The organism is Hymenobacter nitidus (assembly GCF_020447315.1).
Lineage (GTDB): Bacteria > Bacteroidota > Bacteroidia > Cytophagales > Hymenobacteraceae > Hymenobacter > Hymenobacter nitidus.
Genome location: NZ_JAJADQ010000002.1, coordinates 487629 through 504012, shown reverse-complemented (window position 1 = coordinate 504012; position 16384 = coordinate 487629). Strand labels below are relative to the sequence as shown.

11 protein-coding genes are annotated in these 16384 nt (G+C 66.2%); 4 read left to right on the top strand and 7 right to left on the bottom strand.

Going from position 1 to position 16384, the window contains the following annotated elements; genetic code table 11:
• Positions 1–4 precede the first annotated feature (4 nt).
• Positions 5–2626 carry a polynucleotide kinase-phosphatase gene (locus LGH70_RS05555; RefSeq protein ID WP_226183487.1) on the bottom strand — a complete coding sequence of 874 codons (2622 nt, stop codon included), beginning with the start codon at positions 2624–2626 and terminating at the stop codon, positions 5–7.
• Between the two features lie 27 nt (positions 2627–2653).
• Between LGH70_RS05555 and LGH70_RS05550 the strand changes: the two genes are divergently transcribed.
• Both LGH70_RS05550 and LGH70_RS05545 read left to right on the top strand, forming a co-directional pair.
• A complete protein-coding gene (locus LGH70_RS05550) occupies positions 2654–3085 on the top strand; it encodes a hypothetical protein (RefSeq protein WP_226183486.1) in 432 nt (143 codons plus the stop codon).
• A 42-nt stretch (positions 3086–3127) separates the two neighbouring features.
• Complete coding sequence (locus LGH70_RS05545) at positions 3128–3679, top strand: hypothetical protein (RefSeq protein ID WP_226183484.1); 552 nt, start codon at positions 3128–3130, stop codon at positions 3677–3679.
• A 4-nt stretch (positions 3680–3683) separates the two neighbouring features.
• On the opposite strand, the gene LGH70_RS05540 is transcribed toward LGH70_RS05545, so the two are convergent.
• The 3 genes from LGH70_RS05540 to LGH70_RS05530 all read right to left on the bottom strand — a co-directional run bounded on the left by LGH70_RS05540 (position 3684) and on the right by LGH70_RS05530 (position 6774).
• Entirely contained in the window at positions 3684–4121 is a 438-nt protein-coding gene (locus LGH70_RS05540) for a DUF5991 domain-containing protein (protein ID WP_226183482.1), read from the bottom strand.
• 95 nt (positions 4122–4216) lie between these two features.
• Positions 4217–6190 carry an OmpA family protein gene (locus LGH70_RS05535; protein ID WP_226183480.1) on the bottom strand — a complete coding sequence of 658 codons (1974 nt, stop codon included), beginning with the start codon at positions 6188–6190 and terminating at the stop codon, positions 4217–4219.
• A 176-nt stretch (positions 6191–6366) separates the two neighbouring features.
• A complete protein-coding gene (locus LGH70_RS05530) occupies positions 6367–6774 on the bottom strand; it encodes a winged helix-turn-helix transcriptional regulator (protein WP_226183479.1) in 408 nt (135 codons plus the stop codon).
• A 167-nt stretch (positions 6775–6941) separates the two neighbouring features.
• On the opposite strand from LGH70_RS05530, the gene LGH70_RS05525 reads away from it, so the two are divergent.
• Positions 6942–7322, top strand: coding sequence for a DoxX family protein (locus LGH70_RS05525; protein ID WP_226183477.1), 381 nt, complete (start codon positions 6942–6944; stop codon positions 7320–7322).
• Positions 7323–7473: 151 nt separating this feature from the next.
• Entirely contained in the window at positions 7474–7731 is a 258-nt protein-coding gene (locus LGH70_RS05520) for a hypothetical protein (protein ID WP_226183475.1), read from the top strand.
• Positions 7732–7772: 41 nt separating this feature from the next.
• Here LGH70_RS05520 and LGH70_RS05515 read toward each other — a convergent pair whose 3' ends face one another.
• The 3 genes from LGH70_RS05515 to LGH70_RS23525 form a co-directional block, all read right to left on the bottom strand.
• Positions 7773–9179, bottom strand: coding sequence for a 3' terminal RNA ribose 2'-O-methyltransferase Hen1 (locus LGH70_RS05515; protein ID WP_226183473.1), 1407 nt, complete (start codon positions 9177–9179; stop codon positions 7773–7775).
• 237 nt (positions 9180–9416) lie between these two features.
• The gene (locus LGH70_RS05510) at positions 9417–10124 is read right to left on the bottom strand and encodes a M48 family metallopeptidase (RefSeq protein ID WP_226183471.1); all 708 of its coding nucleotides are present in this window, start codon (positions 10122–10124) and stop codon (positions 9417–9419) included.
• 155 nt (positions 10125–10279) lie between these two features.
• The gene (locus tag LGH70_RS23525) at positions 10280–16279 is read right to left on the bottom strand and encodes a carboxypeptidase-like regulatory domain-containing protein (RefSeq protein WP_262905233.1); all 6000 of its coding nucleotides are present in this window, start codon (positions 16277–16279) and stop codon (positions 10280–10282) included.
• Between the last annotated feature and the right edge of the window lie 105 nt (positions 16280–16384).

The following is a 16384-nucleotide window of genomic DNA, read 5'->3' as shown; positions in this document are numbered from 1 at the left end:
TCAGCTACAGACGCGGGTCCACGGCCTCACTTTCCAGGGCCAGCACCCCGAACACGCACTGGTGCACCTCGCGCAGCGGGGCCCCGGCCACGAACCGCTCCAGGCCTTCCACACCCAGGGCAAACTCGCGCAGGGCCAGGTTGCGCTTGCCTTTCACGTTCCGCTCGCGCAGGCGCTCCAGGTTGCCGGGCAGCAGGTAGTCGGGGCCGTAGATGATGCGCAGGTACTCCCGGCCCCGGCACTTGAGGGCGGGCTGCACCAGGTTTTTGCGGCCTCCGGGGATAAACTCGTAGGGCTTCACCACCATGCCTTCCCCGCCGGCCGCCGTCAGGTCCGTCCACCACTGGGTGGCGGCTTCCACGTCGGCAATGTCCTGCAGGTGCACCACGCGGTAGGGCGTAGCCCGCAGCAGCGCGTCGTCGGCCAAACTCAGGGCGCGCAGGGTTTCCATGTGCCAGGCGTGGTCTTTGTCGAAGTAGGTGCGGCCCTCGGTAGCCAGCAGATGAAAGGGCGCCAGGCGCAAATCGTCCAGGCTTTCCACGGGCCAGCAGTAGCGGCGGTACGCTTCGGCGTAGTGCTGGGCGGCGCTGTGGCGGGCCGTGGTGCGGGCCAGCAGGGCTTCCACGCCGTCGAGGCCCCGGCTGTTGGCCTGGGTCAGCACGGCGGCTACTTCGGGCAGGGCCGCCGTGGCCGCCGCGGCTACGGCGGCATACTGGTTCCGGATCAGCTCCTGGGCCTTGGCCGACCAGGGCAGCAGCTCGGCGTCGAGGCAGAGCCAGTCGGTGCGGAGCTTGTCCCAGAAGCCGCTGGAAGTCAGGGCCGCTTGCAGGCGGGTCAGGAAAGCCGTTTCCAGGTGGGCGTCGGTGAAGAAGTTGCGGCCGGTGCGGGTGTACACCTTGCCCGCGCCTTCGCCCACCACGCCGAAGCGGCGGCGGGCGGCATCCTCGTCCCGGGCCAGCACCACGACCACGCGGCTGCCCATATGTTTTTCCTCGCACACCACCCGCTCCAGGCCTTGGCGGCGGAAGTAGTCGAAGGCCTCGGCTGGGTGCTCCAGCATATCGGGCAGGGCCGAGGTTTCCGAGGGGCTCATGGTGGGCGGCAGGTAGAGCAGCCACTTCGGGTTGAGGGCAAAGCGCGACATCACCTCCAGGGCGGCCGTGGCGTTTTCCTCCCGAATCGTCACCGAGGGCAATAAACGGGTCTTGATGATCTGCTTGCCCGTCACGTCCCGGATGTCGAGCAGCTCGTCGTGCTGCTGCTGGGCCGTGAGCTGGTTCGGGGCTTCCGATTGGTGGTTGGCTTCGGCCAGGCGTTGCAGGTAATCGAGTGGGCGTACCGGCTCACAGTAGACCTCGGCGGCGGGCACACTCACCAGCTCCCGCTCGGGGTAGCGCAGGGCCGTGAGGCGGCCGCCAAACACGCAGCCGGTATCAATGTCGATGGTGTTGTTGAGCCACTCGGCCTCGGGCACGGGCGTGTGACCGTAGACCACCATGGCCCGGCCGCGGTACTCGGAGGCCCAGTTGTAGCGCACGGGCAAGCCAAACTCGTCGATTTCCCCGGTGGTTTCGCCAAACAGGGCAAAGGCCCGCACCGCGCCCGAGCCCCGGCCCTGCATGTCTTCGCGCAGGCCGGCGTGGGCCACCACCAGCTGGCCGCCGTCCAGCACGTAGTGGCTCACGAGGCCATCCAGAAACTGGCGCACCTGGTTTTTGAACGTGTCCGACTCCCGGGCCAGCTGAGTTACCGTTTCGGCAAAGCCGTGCTTTTCGTTTACCGGCTTGCCGTTCAGGTAGCGCAGCAGCTTGATGTCGTGGTTGCCGGGCACGCATAGGGCCTGCCCGCCGCGCACCATGCTCATTACCAGGCGCAGGACCTGGGGCGAGGCCGGGCCACGGTCCACCAAATCACCCAGAAACAAGGCGCGGCGGCCGGCCGGGGCCGTAACGCGTATTCCCAGGTCGCGCACGTCGTGGGCGGGCGCATCTTCAATGGTGTAGCCCAGCTTGGTCAGCAGCTGCACCAGCTCGGCGTAGCAGCCGTGCACGTCGCCGATGATGTCGAAGGGGCCGGTTTCGGCTTTGCGGTTGTTGTGCAGGGGCTCGCGCACCACGGCCTGCACCGCGTCGATTTCCTCGGGGCCGTGCAGGTGGTAGATGTGGCGGAAGCCCTCGGCTTTCAGCGTTTTGAGGCTGCGGCGCAGCTGCTGGCGCTGCTGGGGCACTACGTGGCGGCCCAGGTGCTGGCGCTCGGTGCGGTGGCGGTTGCGGTCTTCGGCCAGGCGGTCGGGCACGTCCAGAATAATGGCGGCGGGCAGCACGTGGTAGTCACGGGCCAGCTGCACCAGGGTTTTGCGGGCCTCGGGCTGCACGTTGGTGGCGTCGATAACCGTGAGCAGACCGCGCCGCAGGCGCACCCCGACCAGGTAGTGGAGCAGGGCAAAGGCGTCGGGCGTGGCGGCCTGGTCGTTCTCGTCATCGGCCACCAGGGCCCGGCACTGGTCCGACGACACGATTTCGGTGGCCCCGAACAGGCGGCGGGCAAAGGTACTTTTTCCCGCCCCGGAGGTGCCAATGAGCAACACCAGGGACAGTTCGGGGAGCTTGAGGGTAGTGGAGGGCATAGACGAGAGAAACGATAATTTCGCCGGATGATAAAACTGTACCTGGATATTGACGGCGTATTGCTGAACGCTAAGCACACGCGGGCAGCAGCAGGAGTTGATGACTTTGTGGCGTTTGTAACCTCAAACTTTGAGTGCTACTGGCTCACGACGCATTGCAAAGGTAGCAGCGCTTCCGCCCTGAACTACCTTTCGCCGTTTTTAGAGGCTGCCACCGTCAACAAACTCAAAGAACGGGTTTTGCCCACTGATTGGGATACTCTGACAACCGAGGCCATAGATACGCAGTCCAATTTCTACTGGCTCGATGACCAGCCGTTTCAGGCGGAAATAGCGCACTTGCAGGCAGTTGGCGTGGCAGACCGGTTGGTGATTGTTGATCTTAACCAGCCCGCCGAATTAGTGCGGGTACAGAAATGCTTGCAGCAGGTGCTGCAAAAGAACCTTCCTACTACCTGAAGAAACTTCCAGTGCCTTCGGGCAGAGTCTTAAGCTGATGCCATGAAAATCAACCGGCAGTTCAATACGCTTAGTTTAGGCGAGTGCCTCTACTTGCTAGAGCACCACCGCAACTACACGGATTTCAATACCCTCGGCTTATTCAGGGGCATTGTGGAAAGCACCAAGCTCAGCCTCGAAGAAAAACAGCGGCTCCGTGACTTAGTTGTTGCCGCCTTTGCCAAGCCATTCGATTTTTTACAGCTCAAAGACCCCGTTACTTATTTTGCGCTGAGCACGCTGGGTGAGGAGCTGACCGTGGCCGACCAAGCACAAGCCTGGGAGAACATCCGCTTGAGCCAGCAACGAATTCTTGCAAGCAAAAAGCTGCGGCACCGCAGCTTCGGCACCTACTCAAAGCACCTGTGTGGTTACGACGACTGCCATCTGCAGGGCCTGATGATCCGGCAGGGCTCATTATTGTCCTACGGCGGCAAAATCAGGCTCTGCACGGATAAAAACCGCTGGGACGGGATACCGCCCAAAGCGGCAAAGCGGAGACAGGAGCGCAAGACCATGAAAAGGCTCATTGCGACCCGCGCGGAGGACGAATAGCTCCTTACTGCTTCACAAAGCAGAGCTGCCCATCCTGGTACTTTTCGCTCAGCCGGGGTTGCAGCTTGCCCCAGTACGTCAACAACTTGCCTTTAGGATCTTTTCGTAACCGAAACAGCACGTCGCCGGGTTTGAGCTGCTGGTAGCCGGTGCCCTCGAGGCCCCGCACGAAAACGACCTGGGCCTCCTGGGCCGAGCCGGTTGCCCGCACCTGCAGCTGCATGAACGTCTGCTGACCCTCAACACCCAGCGTGCCGGCCAGACTAGTACCCTGTGGCTGCAGCTGCAGCTTCCATGCCATGACCATGCTGTAGTCGGCCAGGGCCTTCACCGGCTTTTCCGCATACGTGAAGGTACCGGCCCAACCCGGTAGCCCCTGGGCCGCCGGGTTCAAAATTGCCAAGGGAAACCAGACGACCAGACGCAGCAGCAAGGGGAGCATAAGCAGCAGTAGGAAAGGTGGAAAACTCTAAAACGGCAAAACGGCAAAACCGGCCGACTTTTTCCGGATTAGAGCGGGTGCCGCCCACGCAACACTTAGTGCACGCTCGTCACGCGCACTTCCACCCGGCGGTTGAGCTTACGCGTGGCTTCGCGGGCGTTGCTGGCCCGGGGCTCGGCCCCGCCCAGCCCGCTACCCGTGATGCGCGGGGCTCCGATGCCGCGCTCCACCAGGTAGGTCTTCACGGCGGCCACCCGCTCCTGGCTCAGCACCACGTTTTTCTGCGGGTCGCCCTGGTTGTCGGTGTGGCCCCGCAGCTCGATGGTCAGTGTGGGGTTTCGGGTCAGCAGGCTGATAAGCTGGTCGAGGGCGGGGAAGGACGAGGGCAGCAAGTCGGCTTTGCCCTGGGTAAACTGCACGTTTTCCAGGGGCAGCGTGGTGCCCACGGCCAGCGGGAACAGCAGAATATCCTGCACGTAGGGCCCGGTGCGGGTGGTAAAGGCGCTGTCGGCGGCCAGGTAGCCGGCCAGCTGCACGTGGGCCGCGTAGGAGCGGCCCGGCTCGGCCGCAAACGTAAAGCTGCCGTCGGCAGCCAGCGGCACGGTGGTAGGTGTGCCCCCGGCCTGCAGCTGCAGCTGGGCCTGGGGCAGGGGCTGGAACGTAACGGCATCGAGCACCCGGCCGCGCCAGGTGGCTGTGGTGGGCACAGGCGCAGCCGGGGCCGCCGCTACCGGGGCCGCTACCCGAAACAGGTTGCAGCCGGCCAGGTCGGTATACACGCCCCGGCGCACGTAGTGGGCCTCGCGGCGGGCCATATCCACCTCATACAGCGCCTTGGGTCCGGCCAGGTACAGGCGGCGGCGCCCTGAGGCATCGTTCTGAAAGAGCAGGTCGCTGTAGCCGCCGCGCTTGGGCAGGCCCGAGAGCTGCACTCGCTCCGGGCCGGGCTGGCGGGTGTTCAGGTTCACGCTCAGAATGGAGCCGTCGGTGCTGTAGACCTGGTAGAGCGTGTGGGCGTCGTCGAGGCAGAAGTTGCCGTGGGAGCCGGTGCCGTCCAGGCCGATGGCCGGGTAATAGGGCGCTTTCTGCATGGGGTCGGTGGTCCAGAGCACCGTCACCTGCCCGTCGCGGGGGCTGACTTTCACCAGCTGTCCGGCGTCGGAGGTCATGAAGTACAGGTCGCCGTATTCGTCGGTAGCGGCCGAAATCCAGACGTTTTCGGGGCCCTGGGGTGGCAGTTGCCAGCTCGTGTAGCGGCCCTGGCGGGTGCTGGGGTCGTAGCGGTATATGCGCTCCAGGGTGTCGGTCGGGGCCTTGGTCACCGAGTACAGGCAGTTGTCGAAGCCTTTGGCCAGGGCGTAGGACTGGAAAGGCAGCACCTGCCGGTGAATGCGGGGCGGCTCGGCGGGGGCGGAAACGTTGAACTCGTGAATGGTGCGGCAGTCGTCTTCCCACCGCTCGTTGCGAAAGCGCAGGGCCGCAATGCCGTACATCTTGTCGTCGCAGCGCTGCTCGTCGTAGCGGCGGCTGGGCGGGGTGCCGGTAAAGGTGAAGGAGGCCAGGAGCTGCCGGCCGGGCGTCAGGTAGCGGCCGTCCTGGTCGGTGGTGGCCCGGTATTCCAGCCGGTACTCATAGCCGCCGCGCCACAGCCGGCGGCCTTCCACGCGGGTGCGGGTGGGACCGGGAGCCGGGGCGAAGGTGTAGGCGTAGCGCACTTCCTGGTGGCTGCCCGCGTCGTGCTGGTCGAGGTGCAGCACCTGGGCCCGGGGCAGGCGCCGGATGCGGCGCCAGAGCGAATCGGGCTGGCCCGCCGTCAGTAGGTTGGCCTCGTCCTGAAGCCCGGCGGGCAGGGGCTTGATGGTGAGCGTGACAACGGCTGGCGCGGGCCGCCGGGTGCTGGCATACCAGGTTACTTCCGTGCGGTCTTCGCTGCGGTGGCGCTGCCAGGTTTCGGGGTAGGTAAGCCGGATCTGCGCTTTCGTATTGGTATGGACACTCAGCGCCGAAGGCTGCTGCGCAGACAGCTGTAGCCAGCAAACGGCCAGGAGTAGCGTCAGCAAAACCTTCATAAGCAGAGAAAGCGGGAATAGGAAAGCACAAAAGTACGCAAGCTTGCCGCACTTTGCCCGCCGGGGTCTGGCAATAATCCTCTTTCCTGTTCTGCGGTAGGGATTTGCGGCCACACGCAGCCCCGAATTATTTTACTGGCTTGCCCGGTCCGGCACGCCCTGAGCCTGCCGCAGCGCTACGCCAGCACCTCTTCGGCAACCGCAGTGGGCGGGGCTGGCAACGGGGCCGGGCGCATGATGTGGGCGCGGTGCTGCTGGCCCCAGGCGTGCAGGGCCTCGATGACGGGAAACAGGGTATGGCCGTACTCGGCCAGCGTGTAGGTCACGGCCACGGGCACGGCGTCGGCCTGCACCTGGCGGGTCAGCAGCCCGTTCATTTCCAGCTCCTTGAGTTCCTTGCTCAGCATTTTGGCGGTAATGCCCGTCACCTCGCGCTGGAGTTGCTTGAAGCGTTTTGGCCCCCCGCTCAGCCCCAGAATAATGGGCAGCTTCCACTTGCCGCCGAGCAGGTCGAGGGAGTCGCGCACGGAGCGCATGGCGCCGGTGCACTCGTGGTGCGAAGGCAGGGGCTGGGGTATCGGCATGGGGTAAAGGTCGCTAGAAATCAGCTGGGTAGCTCCGAGGATACCGGTATCCTTTGGGTAACCACTATCCGGAATATACCCGGTTGGGCGCCACCTTTGCCGGCACCAGCCCGCCACCGCCGGCCGGCTACAGCGTTGTTTTTCACTGCCTACGACTTTTTACGCCGATGACCCTTAACAAGAAAACCGTATTTGCCGGCCTGCTCACGGCCGTGCCCGCCCTGATGATCCTGGCCAGCGGCATCATGAAGCTGGTGGGTGGGCCCGACATTGAAAAGGTGCTTGCCGAAGTCGGCGTACCGCATCTGCGCCTGGCGCTGGGAGCTATGGAGCTGCTCTTCACGGCCCTGTTTCTCTTTCCCCAAACCATGAAGCTGGGCCTGCTGCTGCTCACCAGCTACTTTGCCGGCGCCATTGCCACCGACCTCTCGCACGGCCGCAGCCCGGTAGCACCCATCCTTATTCTGACTCTGGTCTGGGTGGCGGCCTTCGTGCGCGACCGGTCGGCGTTTTTGACCGTTTCCACCCCCGCAGCCGGCGCACAATAGCCCCGGCCAGTCGCTACATCGGGTTTGCCACAGAGTTGAGAGGCTTGCCACGGGTGAGTAAAAGCGGAACGATGCCCCGCCGGATAATCTGGCGGGGCATCTGCCAGCGGGAATTGCCGTAGAAACACGGTACCTGTTTATTTCCTGCGCCATGCCCCTGCACCCCGACTTAGATAAGAAGCTGAGCAAGACCTTCGAGCCGAAAACCAGCATCGACGACGTGTTCAAAGGCTACGACATCACCTTCGTTACCAACGAGTACGGCGAGCCGGTAACGCTGTTTTTCGGCAAGCGCCGGCCCGATGGACTCATTGCCGGTGAGCGGTACACGCGCACCATCAAGCGGGAGCCCGACGGCGTAACGGTCAAGTCGAGCCACTGGGACCTGCGCGGTAAAATCCTCCGCTGACGTTGCCGGTAGCCCGGCCAGAAACCGGGCCCGGTCCGGGGCTACCGCTCAAACACGGCCAGCTGCGACGGAGTCCCGAACTCCCCGGCTTCCGGACCCAGCGGCTCAATGCGTACCCGGTAGCCGTGGCGTTCGGCCACACCCGCGGCCCAGGCCGAGAATTGCTCCCGGCTCCATTCGAAGCGGTGGTCCTGGTGGCGAAACTCGCCGGCCGAGAGGCTTTCGTAGCGCTGATTGTAGTCGGCGTTGGGCGTCGTCACGAGCACGGCCCCGGGCTGGGCGCGGGCAAAAACCACCTGCTCAAACGCGGCCAGCCGGCTTTCGTCGAGATGCTCGATAACTTCCACGACTGCCGCCGCGTCGTAGCCGGCCAGGCGCGGGTCGTGGTAGAGCAGGGAGCCCTGGGTGAGGGTGAGCCGCTCGCGCTGGCGCGGGGGCATCTCGGCCACGTGCAGGCGCTGCTGGGCCCGCTGCAGTTCGCGCACCGACACGTCGAGGCCCAAAATATGCTCTACCTGCGGCTGAGCCAGCAGGCGGCGCACCAGCTTGCCTTCCCCGCAGCCCAGATCTAGCACGCGCCGGGCCCCGAGGCGGCGGATTTCCTCGGCCACCCGGTCCAGGCGCTGGTCGTGCAGGCTCTGCTTGGCCTGGGCAGGTTCGGGCGCGTCTGCCTCGGTGGCGGCCGCCAGCACCAGCGGACTCACTGGCTCATCCCCGTCGAGCAGGCGCTCCAGCGTGGGGTTCACGAATTCGGCCAGGTTGCGCAGGTAGCGGCGGGTGATAAACTCCCGGTCGGGGTGCTGGGGCAGCCAGGCCGCGCCGCGGTGCAGCAGCTTGTCGGCCTCGGCCTCGTTTACCCAGTAGTGCTTGTCGTTGTCGAGCACCGGAATGAGCACGTAGAGGTGGCTGAGCAGGTCACGCAGGCGCAGGGCCGGGTGGCGCAGCTGCAGGGTAAAGTAGCGGCTCTCGCCCCACTCGGGCACCGTGGGGTCGAGCGGGTAAGCCTGGGTGTCGATTTCGTAGCCCAGGGGCGCAAACAGGCGGCGCAGCTGCTCGGCGTTGGCGGCCGGCACCACGGCCACGGTGGCTTCCAGGGGCAAAAGCACCTCGGGCAGCTCGGGCCGGTCCTTGCAGGTGCCGTTCATGGCCGTGTTGAAGGCTTTGGAAAGAGCCGTGCTCAGAAACGAGGAGGCCGCGTAGGGCCGGTCGTTCACGTATTGTTCCAGGGCAAAGCCTTCCCCGGCCGGGCCCCGGTGGTTGCGCACCAGCCCGATGGGGTCAATATCAAGCAGCAGGGCCGCCGTGCAGCGCTCGGCCGTGGCTTCGGGGTAAAAGATGTGGGCCTGCCCGTAGGCAATGTCGATGGTTTGCAGACGGGCCGGGTTCTTGTGCAGCAAATAGCCCAGGTCGGTGGCGGGCTGGTGGGTCGTGGTGATAGTAAGCAGCATCGGCGGGGCTAAGAATAGGCGGAAAGGTATTCAGGAATTAGCGGAATCCGCCGGAGGATCATGCAGTCATGCCGGCCAACGGGAGGCATCGCGCATGCATTAGCGTTGTTATGCTTCGACTGCGCTCGGCAGGATTGTTCTTGCGGTTGCGTGTAGTTATAGTTTGCAACGGCAGCGCGCGGGATGTCTCGCTGCGGCTCGACATGACGTTCTAACTTGAGCAACGAGGAACCAAGCTCAGCCGCAGGGCTTCAGGTGTACCGAGCGCAGGGCCTGCTTGGCCGGGCGCCAGTCAGGCATAAACTGGTCCATCAGCCCCCAGAAGCGGGCGTTGTGCAGCCGCTCGTGCAGGTGCACCAGCTCGTGCACCACCACGTATTCCAGGCAGTGCGGGGGCTGCTTGATCAGCTCCAGGTTCAGCCAGATGCGCCGGGCCCGGATGCTGCAGGTGCCCCAGCGGGTGCGCATCTGCTTGATGGCGTACACGTTGGCCCGCGCGCCCACGACCGGCTCCCAGCGGGCCGCCAAGACCGGCAGCTGCTCTTTGAGGCGGGCGCGGTACCAGGTGCTGAGGGCCTTTTCGCGCTGCTCCCGGGTGCTGTTTTCGGCAATAAATAAATCCAGGTAGCCGTCCTGGGTAAGCTGCACCCGGCCGGTAGCCGGGCCGCTGAGCACGCGTAGCGGGTAGCCCTGGCCCTGGTAGAGGTGGGTTTCCCCGGTGACGAACTGCAGGGCTACCGGCTGCTCGCGGGCCGCAAACTGCTCCTGGTGCTTGCGAATCCAGGCGCGGCGGGTGGTAATGAAGGCGTGAATGGCGGCATCGGCCGTGCGCAGCGGGGCCGCCACCCGCACCCGCCCGTCGGGGGCGTACACGGTCAGGCGCAGGCTGCGGATATTCTTGCGGACGACTTCGATGCGCAGGTCGTCGATAAGCAGGTGGGGCATGCGAAAAAACGGGCTCTGGAAGAAAAGCAAGCCGGCCTAAGGAGCCGGCCACGGAAGCCCAACCCTAAAGGTACGGCGGCAACTCCGGCCCAGAAAACGTTCTGGAACCAGCTTTGCCGCCGTACCAGGCATGCGCAACGTTCTATTCTTACTTATTACTCGACCCGCACCTGCTTGCTGGCGCTGCGGCCGAAATTGGTGGGAAAGTACATCAGCTCCGCTTTGGCCGGGTTCAGCAGGTAGCGGCCCCGGTAGCGCGGCTGCAAGACTACCCGGAAGGTATGCACCCCGATGGGCAGCCGGTCGATAAAGATGCCGGCCTGGTGGCGCAGGTACTCGCGGTGCACCTCGAAATAGTTGCCGGGCTTGTGTTCCCCGTAGGAGCAGCCGGCCGGAATGGGCACTTCCAGCAGCACGTACCGGGCCTCGGCCTTCACGTCCACCGTCACGACCAGCTCGACCGGCTGCCCGGCCCGCAGAATCACCCGCTGCCCCGATTGCCCGGCCAGCTCGGTTTTCACCGTGAAGGGCGCGGCCGCCGGCTGCGGGGCCGGGTTCCAGCGCGTCTGGTAGGCCGTGGCGTACACGGGCAGCTGGCCCTGCTTGCGCAAGGTGAGCGGCCCGGCCCCGGCCGGCAAGGTCAACTCCTGCGGAAACTGGCCGATATCCTTACTGGTCGCGCCGCTGAGCTGCACCCGGGCCAGCAGGGCCGGCTGGCCCGCCGCCAGCAGGTCGGGGCCGATGGTTTCCAGTACCTGAGCCGCTTCGTAGGTGCTGGCCCAGTAGTCGGTGCGGCGCAGCGTGAGCAGGTAGTTGCGCAGGCGGGTCAGCTCGGCCTCGTGGCCGCCCTGGGCGCGCAGCAGGCGGTAGGCCAGCAATGTGGTGCCCACCGGGCCGCGCAGCACGTAGCGGTAGTAGGAGCCGGGGCGTAGCGTATCAGCATAAAACGCGCCGCCCAGCTGGGTGGTCAGGCGGTAGCGCCGCAGCGTGTCGAGCTGGTAGGCAAGGCCCAGCTTCTGGCGCAGCTCGGTCAGGGCCAGGTAGCGGTCCAGTGGCTGGCGGCCGGTGGTGGCGCGCTCCAGGCGGGTCACGTAGGTGCGGAAGTCAGCTGGCACGCCCAGCTGGTGCAGCACGTGCAGCAGCCGGATCTGGTCGTCGTCGGAGCGGTAGTGCCAGCGGGCGGGCAGCGTGGTGGGTCCCGTGGGCACGGCGGCTAGGCTGTGGTCCAGCTCCCGGAGCAGATACTGCTGCACCTTGTCGCGCTCAAAGCGCACCTTGTACCCGGCTTTGTCGGCGGCCAGCAAGGCTTCCAGCACGTGGGTGGTAGCCCAGGGACTTACTTCCGAGGTGGGCCAGGTACCCCAGAGACCTTCGGGCTGGTGGCGGCCCTGGAGCAATTTGCGAATCAGAAAGTTGATGCTCCGCTCGCCCTTGAAGGGCTGCTGCTGCACCGTCCGGATCTGCTGTTCCAGCAGCAGGGCCTTGAGCTTGGAGGCGGCCTGCTCGTTGCAGAGGTAGGCGTAGGCCTGCACATGCTGAATTTCGGAGAGCAGCACGGGCAGGGCGTCACTTTCCAGGCGCACCGTCACGGGGCCCAGCCGCGAGTCGAAGGGCAGGGTCAGGGTCGTGTCGTTGGCGCTGAGAATAGCAAAGGTGCCCACCCGCTCGCGCGTGCCGGCCGGCAGCACCGGAATCGGGCGCTGTTCCCCGTCGGCGTAGCCGCTGGCCTGCTGCAGGCCGAAGCTGACCAGCACCGAGTCCTGACCCGACGGGGCCGTGATAGTGAGCGTGTCGAGCGTGGAGGTAATGACCTGGCGCGCCTGACCAAGGCCCGGCTGGCCCGCCACGCTGAAGCGGGTGGTAACCTGGGCCGTGTCGGGGCCGTAGTTCAGGATTTTACCCAGCACCTGAGCCCGGTCGCCCTCCACCAGAAAGCGGGGCACGGCCAGCTCGGCCAGCAGGGCCTTGAAGGAGCGCAGCAGGCTGGAGGCGCTGCCCACGCGGCCGTGGTCGTCGGAGCCCAGCACGAAGGTGTCCCAGCCGGTCACGTCGTCGGGCAGGGTCACTTCGGTGCGGGCCTGGCCGCGGCTGTCGGTGATGAGCATGGGGCGCCACCAGGCATAGTCGCGGAAGTTGCGGCGCAGGGCCAGGTGCGGGTCACGGCCGGCCGGGTCGTTGCCGGCCCGGCTGGCCGCGCTGGTAATGAACAGCACGCCATTAGCCGCCCGGGCCCCATATGTTGCTACTGCCGCCGTACCCTTGAGCAGCTTCGCCGCGGCAATATCGGCCGGGGCCAGATCCTCCAAACGGCCGTTGAAAGGTAGCCCGTCGAGCATAATCAGGGGCTGCTCAGCAGCCGGCAAACTCGCCACGCCCCGAATCGTGACGCTGCCGGTTTGGGCCGGCGCTCCGGTAATGCTGACCCCGGCCACCCGGCCCTGCAGGGCGTTGACGGTAGAAACAGCGTAGGTTAATGACTGACGGGTTTGCGTGCCATAGCCGGTTACCACCACCTCCGAGAGCTGCTTGGTATCGATGGTCAGCCCCACGTTGATTTCACTGCGGTCAGTGGGTTTTTCGGTCTGAACGTAGCCGATGGAGCTAAACTGCAGGGTGCCGCCGTCCTGGGGCACCTGCAGCAGGTAAGTGCCGTCGGCATTAGTGGAAACGCCAATAGTAGTGCCCTTCAGCAGCACCGTTACGCCGGGCAGGCCTTCCCCGCTGTTCCGGTCGGTAACTTGCCCACTGATGGTGCGCCAGCCCGGCTGGGGCTCGGTATACTGCACCACGGCAATCGTGCGTCGGGCCTGCCGCAACTCATCTGCCGGTGTCGCGGGGCCTGGGTCCAGGTGGGTGGCGAGCAGGCGCAGGATGCGGCGGCTGAGCTGGCCGGCCGGCTGCCGGTCGGTGGGGCGCAGCTGCACGTAGGTCACGCCGTTGGCCTGCACTACCAGGTCTTCGGCCGGGGCCAGGCAGGTGCTGTCGGCCAGCAGCACGGCCACGCGGTAGCGTCCCGGGGCCAGGGCGTGCAGGCGGCCGGAGCCGGGCTGCAGCCGCTGAAAAGCCGGTTGGCCGGGCCGGGTCAGCAGCAGGTAGGCGGCCGTCGGAAACTGGTAATCCGGCCGGGCATCGGCGGGGCGCGGCGGCAGGCGTATTTCCAGGCGGCCCTGGCCCGGCGGTGTCTGCTGGGGCGTATCGAAGATGTAGCGGCGGCGCGGCGGGGCGGTCCATGGCGAATAGGCGGGCTGATACCGGGCCCTAAAGGCGGCTTCGGTCAGGGCAAAATCCCCGAAGGGCAGGGTGGCCTGCCCCGTTAAGCTGCTCAGATACAGCCGGCGGCCGCCCTCGAGGCTGCGCATTTTCAGCAGGCCCGGCGCAAAGTCGTAGCGAAACAGGGGCTCAAACAGGAAGCGCCGGCGCAGCCCGTCGGCGCGCCGCAAGAGCAGCGAATCGGGGCGGAACGGGCCGCTGACGCCGTAGCTGCCGTGTAGGCTGGTCGTGACGGGCCGCAGCAGATTGCCCTGCCGCACGCTGGTGGCCGCGGAAAAGGGATTGTCGATGAACAGCACCGAGCGGGTCAGGGCCAGTTCCTCGGCCGGCGTGAGGGTGGTGGGGCGGGCCTCCACGGTCAGCTCCTGGCAGGGCCGGTTCACGTCGATGCTGAGCGTGAGCTTGTGCAGGTGGCGCAGGTTCACGTCGTGCAGGGTCACCAGGCGGTTCACGGTACGGATGCTGAGCGTGTGCCGGCCCGGTTCGGCTACCAGGGCGTAGGGTTCCTGCTGGTTGAGCTGGTGCACGTAGGCCGGCACCCCGTCGATGTACACGGCCACCGGGGCCTGCACCCGGCCCGAATCGACCACGAACGGTGCTACCTGGGTCAGGCCTCCGGGCGCCGGCTGGTACTCGTAGAAAGCGCCCGACTCGGGGTACAGAAACCGGTAGAATTGCAGCGAGTCGAGGCCCAGCTGCCGGCGCCACTGCGGCCAGGCCAGCTGCTGCTCGGCCGCGGCGCGCGGGGTGTTGTCGAACGTGGCGCGCAGCCCGAACCGTCGCCGCGACACCCGGCCCACCACGGGCGGCTCGAAGCTGGGCAGCTCCGGGGTGGGTTTGGCCTGCCCAAACTTGCTGGTGGTGGCGTAGGCCGTCAGGTCGGCATTCGGCACGGGCCGGCCCCCACCGTCGGTAACGGTGAACTGCAGCTGAATCTTCTGGCCCGGATAGGCCACGGCCGGCTGCTCGGTGCGCACCACGAGCTGGCGCTGGGGCAACGCCACGGTGTACTCGGCCACCCGCAGCTGCCCGCCCCAGAAGTAATGCACCGACACCGCCCACGGCTCCTTGCCCGGCGCGGCGCCGGCCAGCTGCCAGGCCGGGCCGTAGCCGCGGTGCACCAGCTTGCTGCCCCGGTACACGTAGTACCAGAAGCTCAGGCGGCGCGGGTTTTCCACGGCCAGAAAAATCGAGTCGTGGGTGCGGTCGGAGCGCAGGGCCAGGCCGCTGTTGTCGGCCGTCAGCTCCAGTTCGGCCGTGCGCTGGTCGGCATCGGTCAGCGCGTAGGAGCCGGCCCGCGGGTCGAGGGCCACCGTGCGGGGCAGCATCACCGGGCCCGAAAACAGCTCCTGGTCGTCTGATTCGCCCTTGGTGAGGGTGAGCGTGGCTGCGTGGGGCACCGACCGGCCCAGGTGCTGATAGGTCAGGCGCACCGAATCGGCCACCAGCTCCAGCATCAGCTGGCCCGCGTCGCGGCGGTAGGGCACGGTCAGGGTTTCGGTGCGCCGCTCGTTGTCGGCGTTCAGAAAGGTGGCCTGCACCCGGTAGTCAAAATCAGCGGGCGGGAAAATGGCGGGCGGTAGGTTCAGGCGGGTTTCGCCGGTGGCATCCAGGGCCTGGCTGCGGGTCCAGAGCGTATCGGGCACGAATACCTGGCGCGCGACAAACGCCCCTACTGCCGCGCTGGGCACCACGCTGAGCCGCACGCGGGCGTCGAGCAGGTTAAGCTCGTTGCTGTCGGTGCCGCGCAGAAACACGGCCTGGGGCTGGCCCTGGCGGTGCTCTTTTTGGGCCGCGCGCAGCACGTAGCGGGTGCTTTTCAACTCGTAGTCTTCCAGCTGAAAGTGACTGGCGGCCAGGGTTTGTCCCCGGCGGTTGGCGAGCCGAAAGCCTACCCGGGTATTGGCGCGCAGGCCCAGCGTGTCGCCCAGGGGCAGGGCGTAGTGGTAGGAGCCGGGCCGCTGGGGCCGCAGCAGGGCTATTTTCTTTTCGGGGTGCCCCGGGCCGCCGCCCAGCCACAGCGTGAGGGGCTGGCGGCTGGGCCGGCCGCTGGAGCGCCGCAGCAGGCGCACCTTGAAGCGCAGCGTGTCGGCCGTGGGCCGGTACTTGGGCTTGCTCAGGGCCACGTAGCTGCGCCAGCGGTTTTCCTCGGTTTCTTCCCGCCGGGTTTGGCGCTGCTCCCGCACGTCGGCGCTGAACGGGGAGCGGACCAAACCCACCAGCCCCGTGGGAATGTAGGAAGCCTGCTTCAGGTCATGGCCCAGGTTCCAGAAAGGCGTGGTCAGGTAGCCCAGGGGAAAGCCGAACACGAGGCGGCGGCCGAGTTGCCCCAGCGTGCGGGCCTGCGGGCTGGGAAGCTGCTGCTGGATGAAATGAAAGGTCGTGTGGCCAGCCTGCGTCACGGCTACCAGGCCGCTGCGGCCACCTTTGGCCAGGCGGTAGGTGCGGGTGGCCGCGTCGAAAGGCACCGGGCGGCCCCGCAGGCTCACCTGGGCATCTTTGAGCAGGCGGCCCAAGGAGTCGCGCACCACCAGGGTTAGGTCCACCTGGTTGTCGAGCAGGGCCAGCTCCCGGCTGGTTTCGCTGCGCAGCCAGTACACCAGCTGCGGGCCCTCGGTGTGCGCCACCAAATAGTAGCCCAGCGGCAGGGGCCGGCGGCGGCCCGCATCCAGCACGGCATCCGTGGGAAACGAATCGACGGGCTGGGTGAAGAAGTCGGAGCGGGCCGCCGAGAGGTCGTGCTCGTAGAGGTGGCGGGCCTGTGCATCGGTCAGGCGAAACACCTTGGTCAGGTAGCTCGTCTGCCGGGCCCGCACCAGGCGCTGCTGGGCGGGGGCCGACAAAGCCAGCAATAGAAGGAACAGGAATAGTAGCGAATGGCGCATAGGCGGCGGGAATAAGAAGCTTGCTTTAGTAGCTGGATGCTACCAGGCCGCGTATTCCACACCGGTCCTCGTAAAATTTCGGGCTGCTTGCACAATACCGTGGTA

Coding starts and splice junctions, on each gene's coding strand:
- LGH70_RS05545 (WP_226183484.1), top strand. CDS start 3,128: ATGAAAATCAACCGGCAGTTCAATACGCTTAGTTTAGGCGAGTGCCTC.
- LGH70_RS05535 (WP_226183480.1), bottom strand. CDS start 6,190: ATGAAGGTTTTGCTGACGCTACTCCTGGCCGTTTGCTGGCTACAGCTG.
- LGH70_RS05525 (WP_226183477.1), top strand. CDS start 6,942: ATGACCCTTAACAAGAAAACCGTATTTGCCGGCCTGCTCACGGCCGTG.
- LGH70_RS05510 (WP_226183471.1), bottom strand. CDS start 10,124: ATGCCCCACCTGCTTATCGACGACCTGCGCATCGAAGTCGTCCGCAAG.
- LGH70_RS05515 (WP_226183473.1), bottom strand. CDS start 9,179: ATGCTGCTTACTATCACCACGACCCACCAGCCCGCCACCGACCTGGGC.
- LGH70_RS05540 (WP_226183482.1), bottom strand. CDS start 4,121: ATGCTCCCCTTGCTGCTGCGTCTGGTCGTCTGGTTTCCCTTGGCAATT.
- LGH70_RS05530 (WP_226183479.1), bottom strand. CDS start 6,774: ATGCCGATACCCCAGCCCCTGCCTTCGCACCACGAGTGCACCGGCGCC.
- LGH70_RS05550 (WP_226183486.1), top strand. CDS start 2,654: ATGATAAAACTGTACCTGGATATTGACGGCGTATTGCTGAACGCTAAG.
- LGH70_RS23525 (WP_262905233.1), bottom strand. CDS start 16,279: ATGCGCCATTCGCTACTATTCCTGTTCCTTCTATTGCTGGCTTTGTCG.
- LGH70_RS05555 (WP_226183487.1), bottom strand. CDS start 2,626: ATGCCCTCCACTACCCTCAAGCTCCCCGAACTGTCCCTGGTGTTGCTC.
- LGH70_RS05520 (WP_226183475.1), top strand. CDS start 7,474: ATGCCCCTGCACCCCGACTTAGATAAGAAGCTGAGCAAGACCTTCGAG.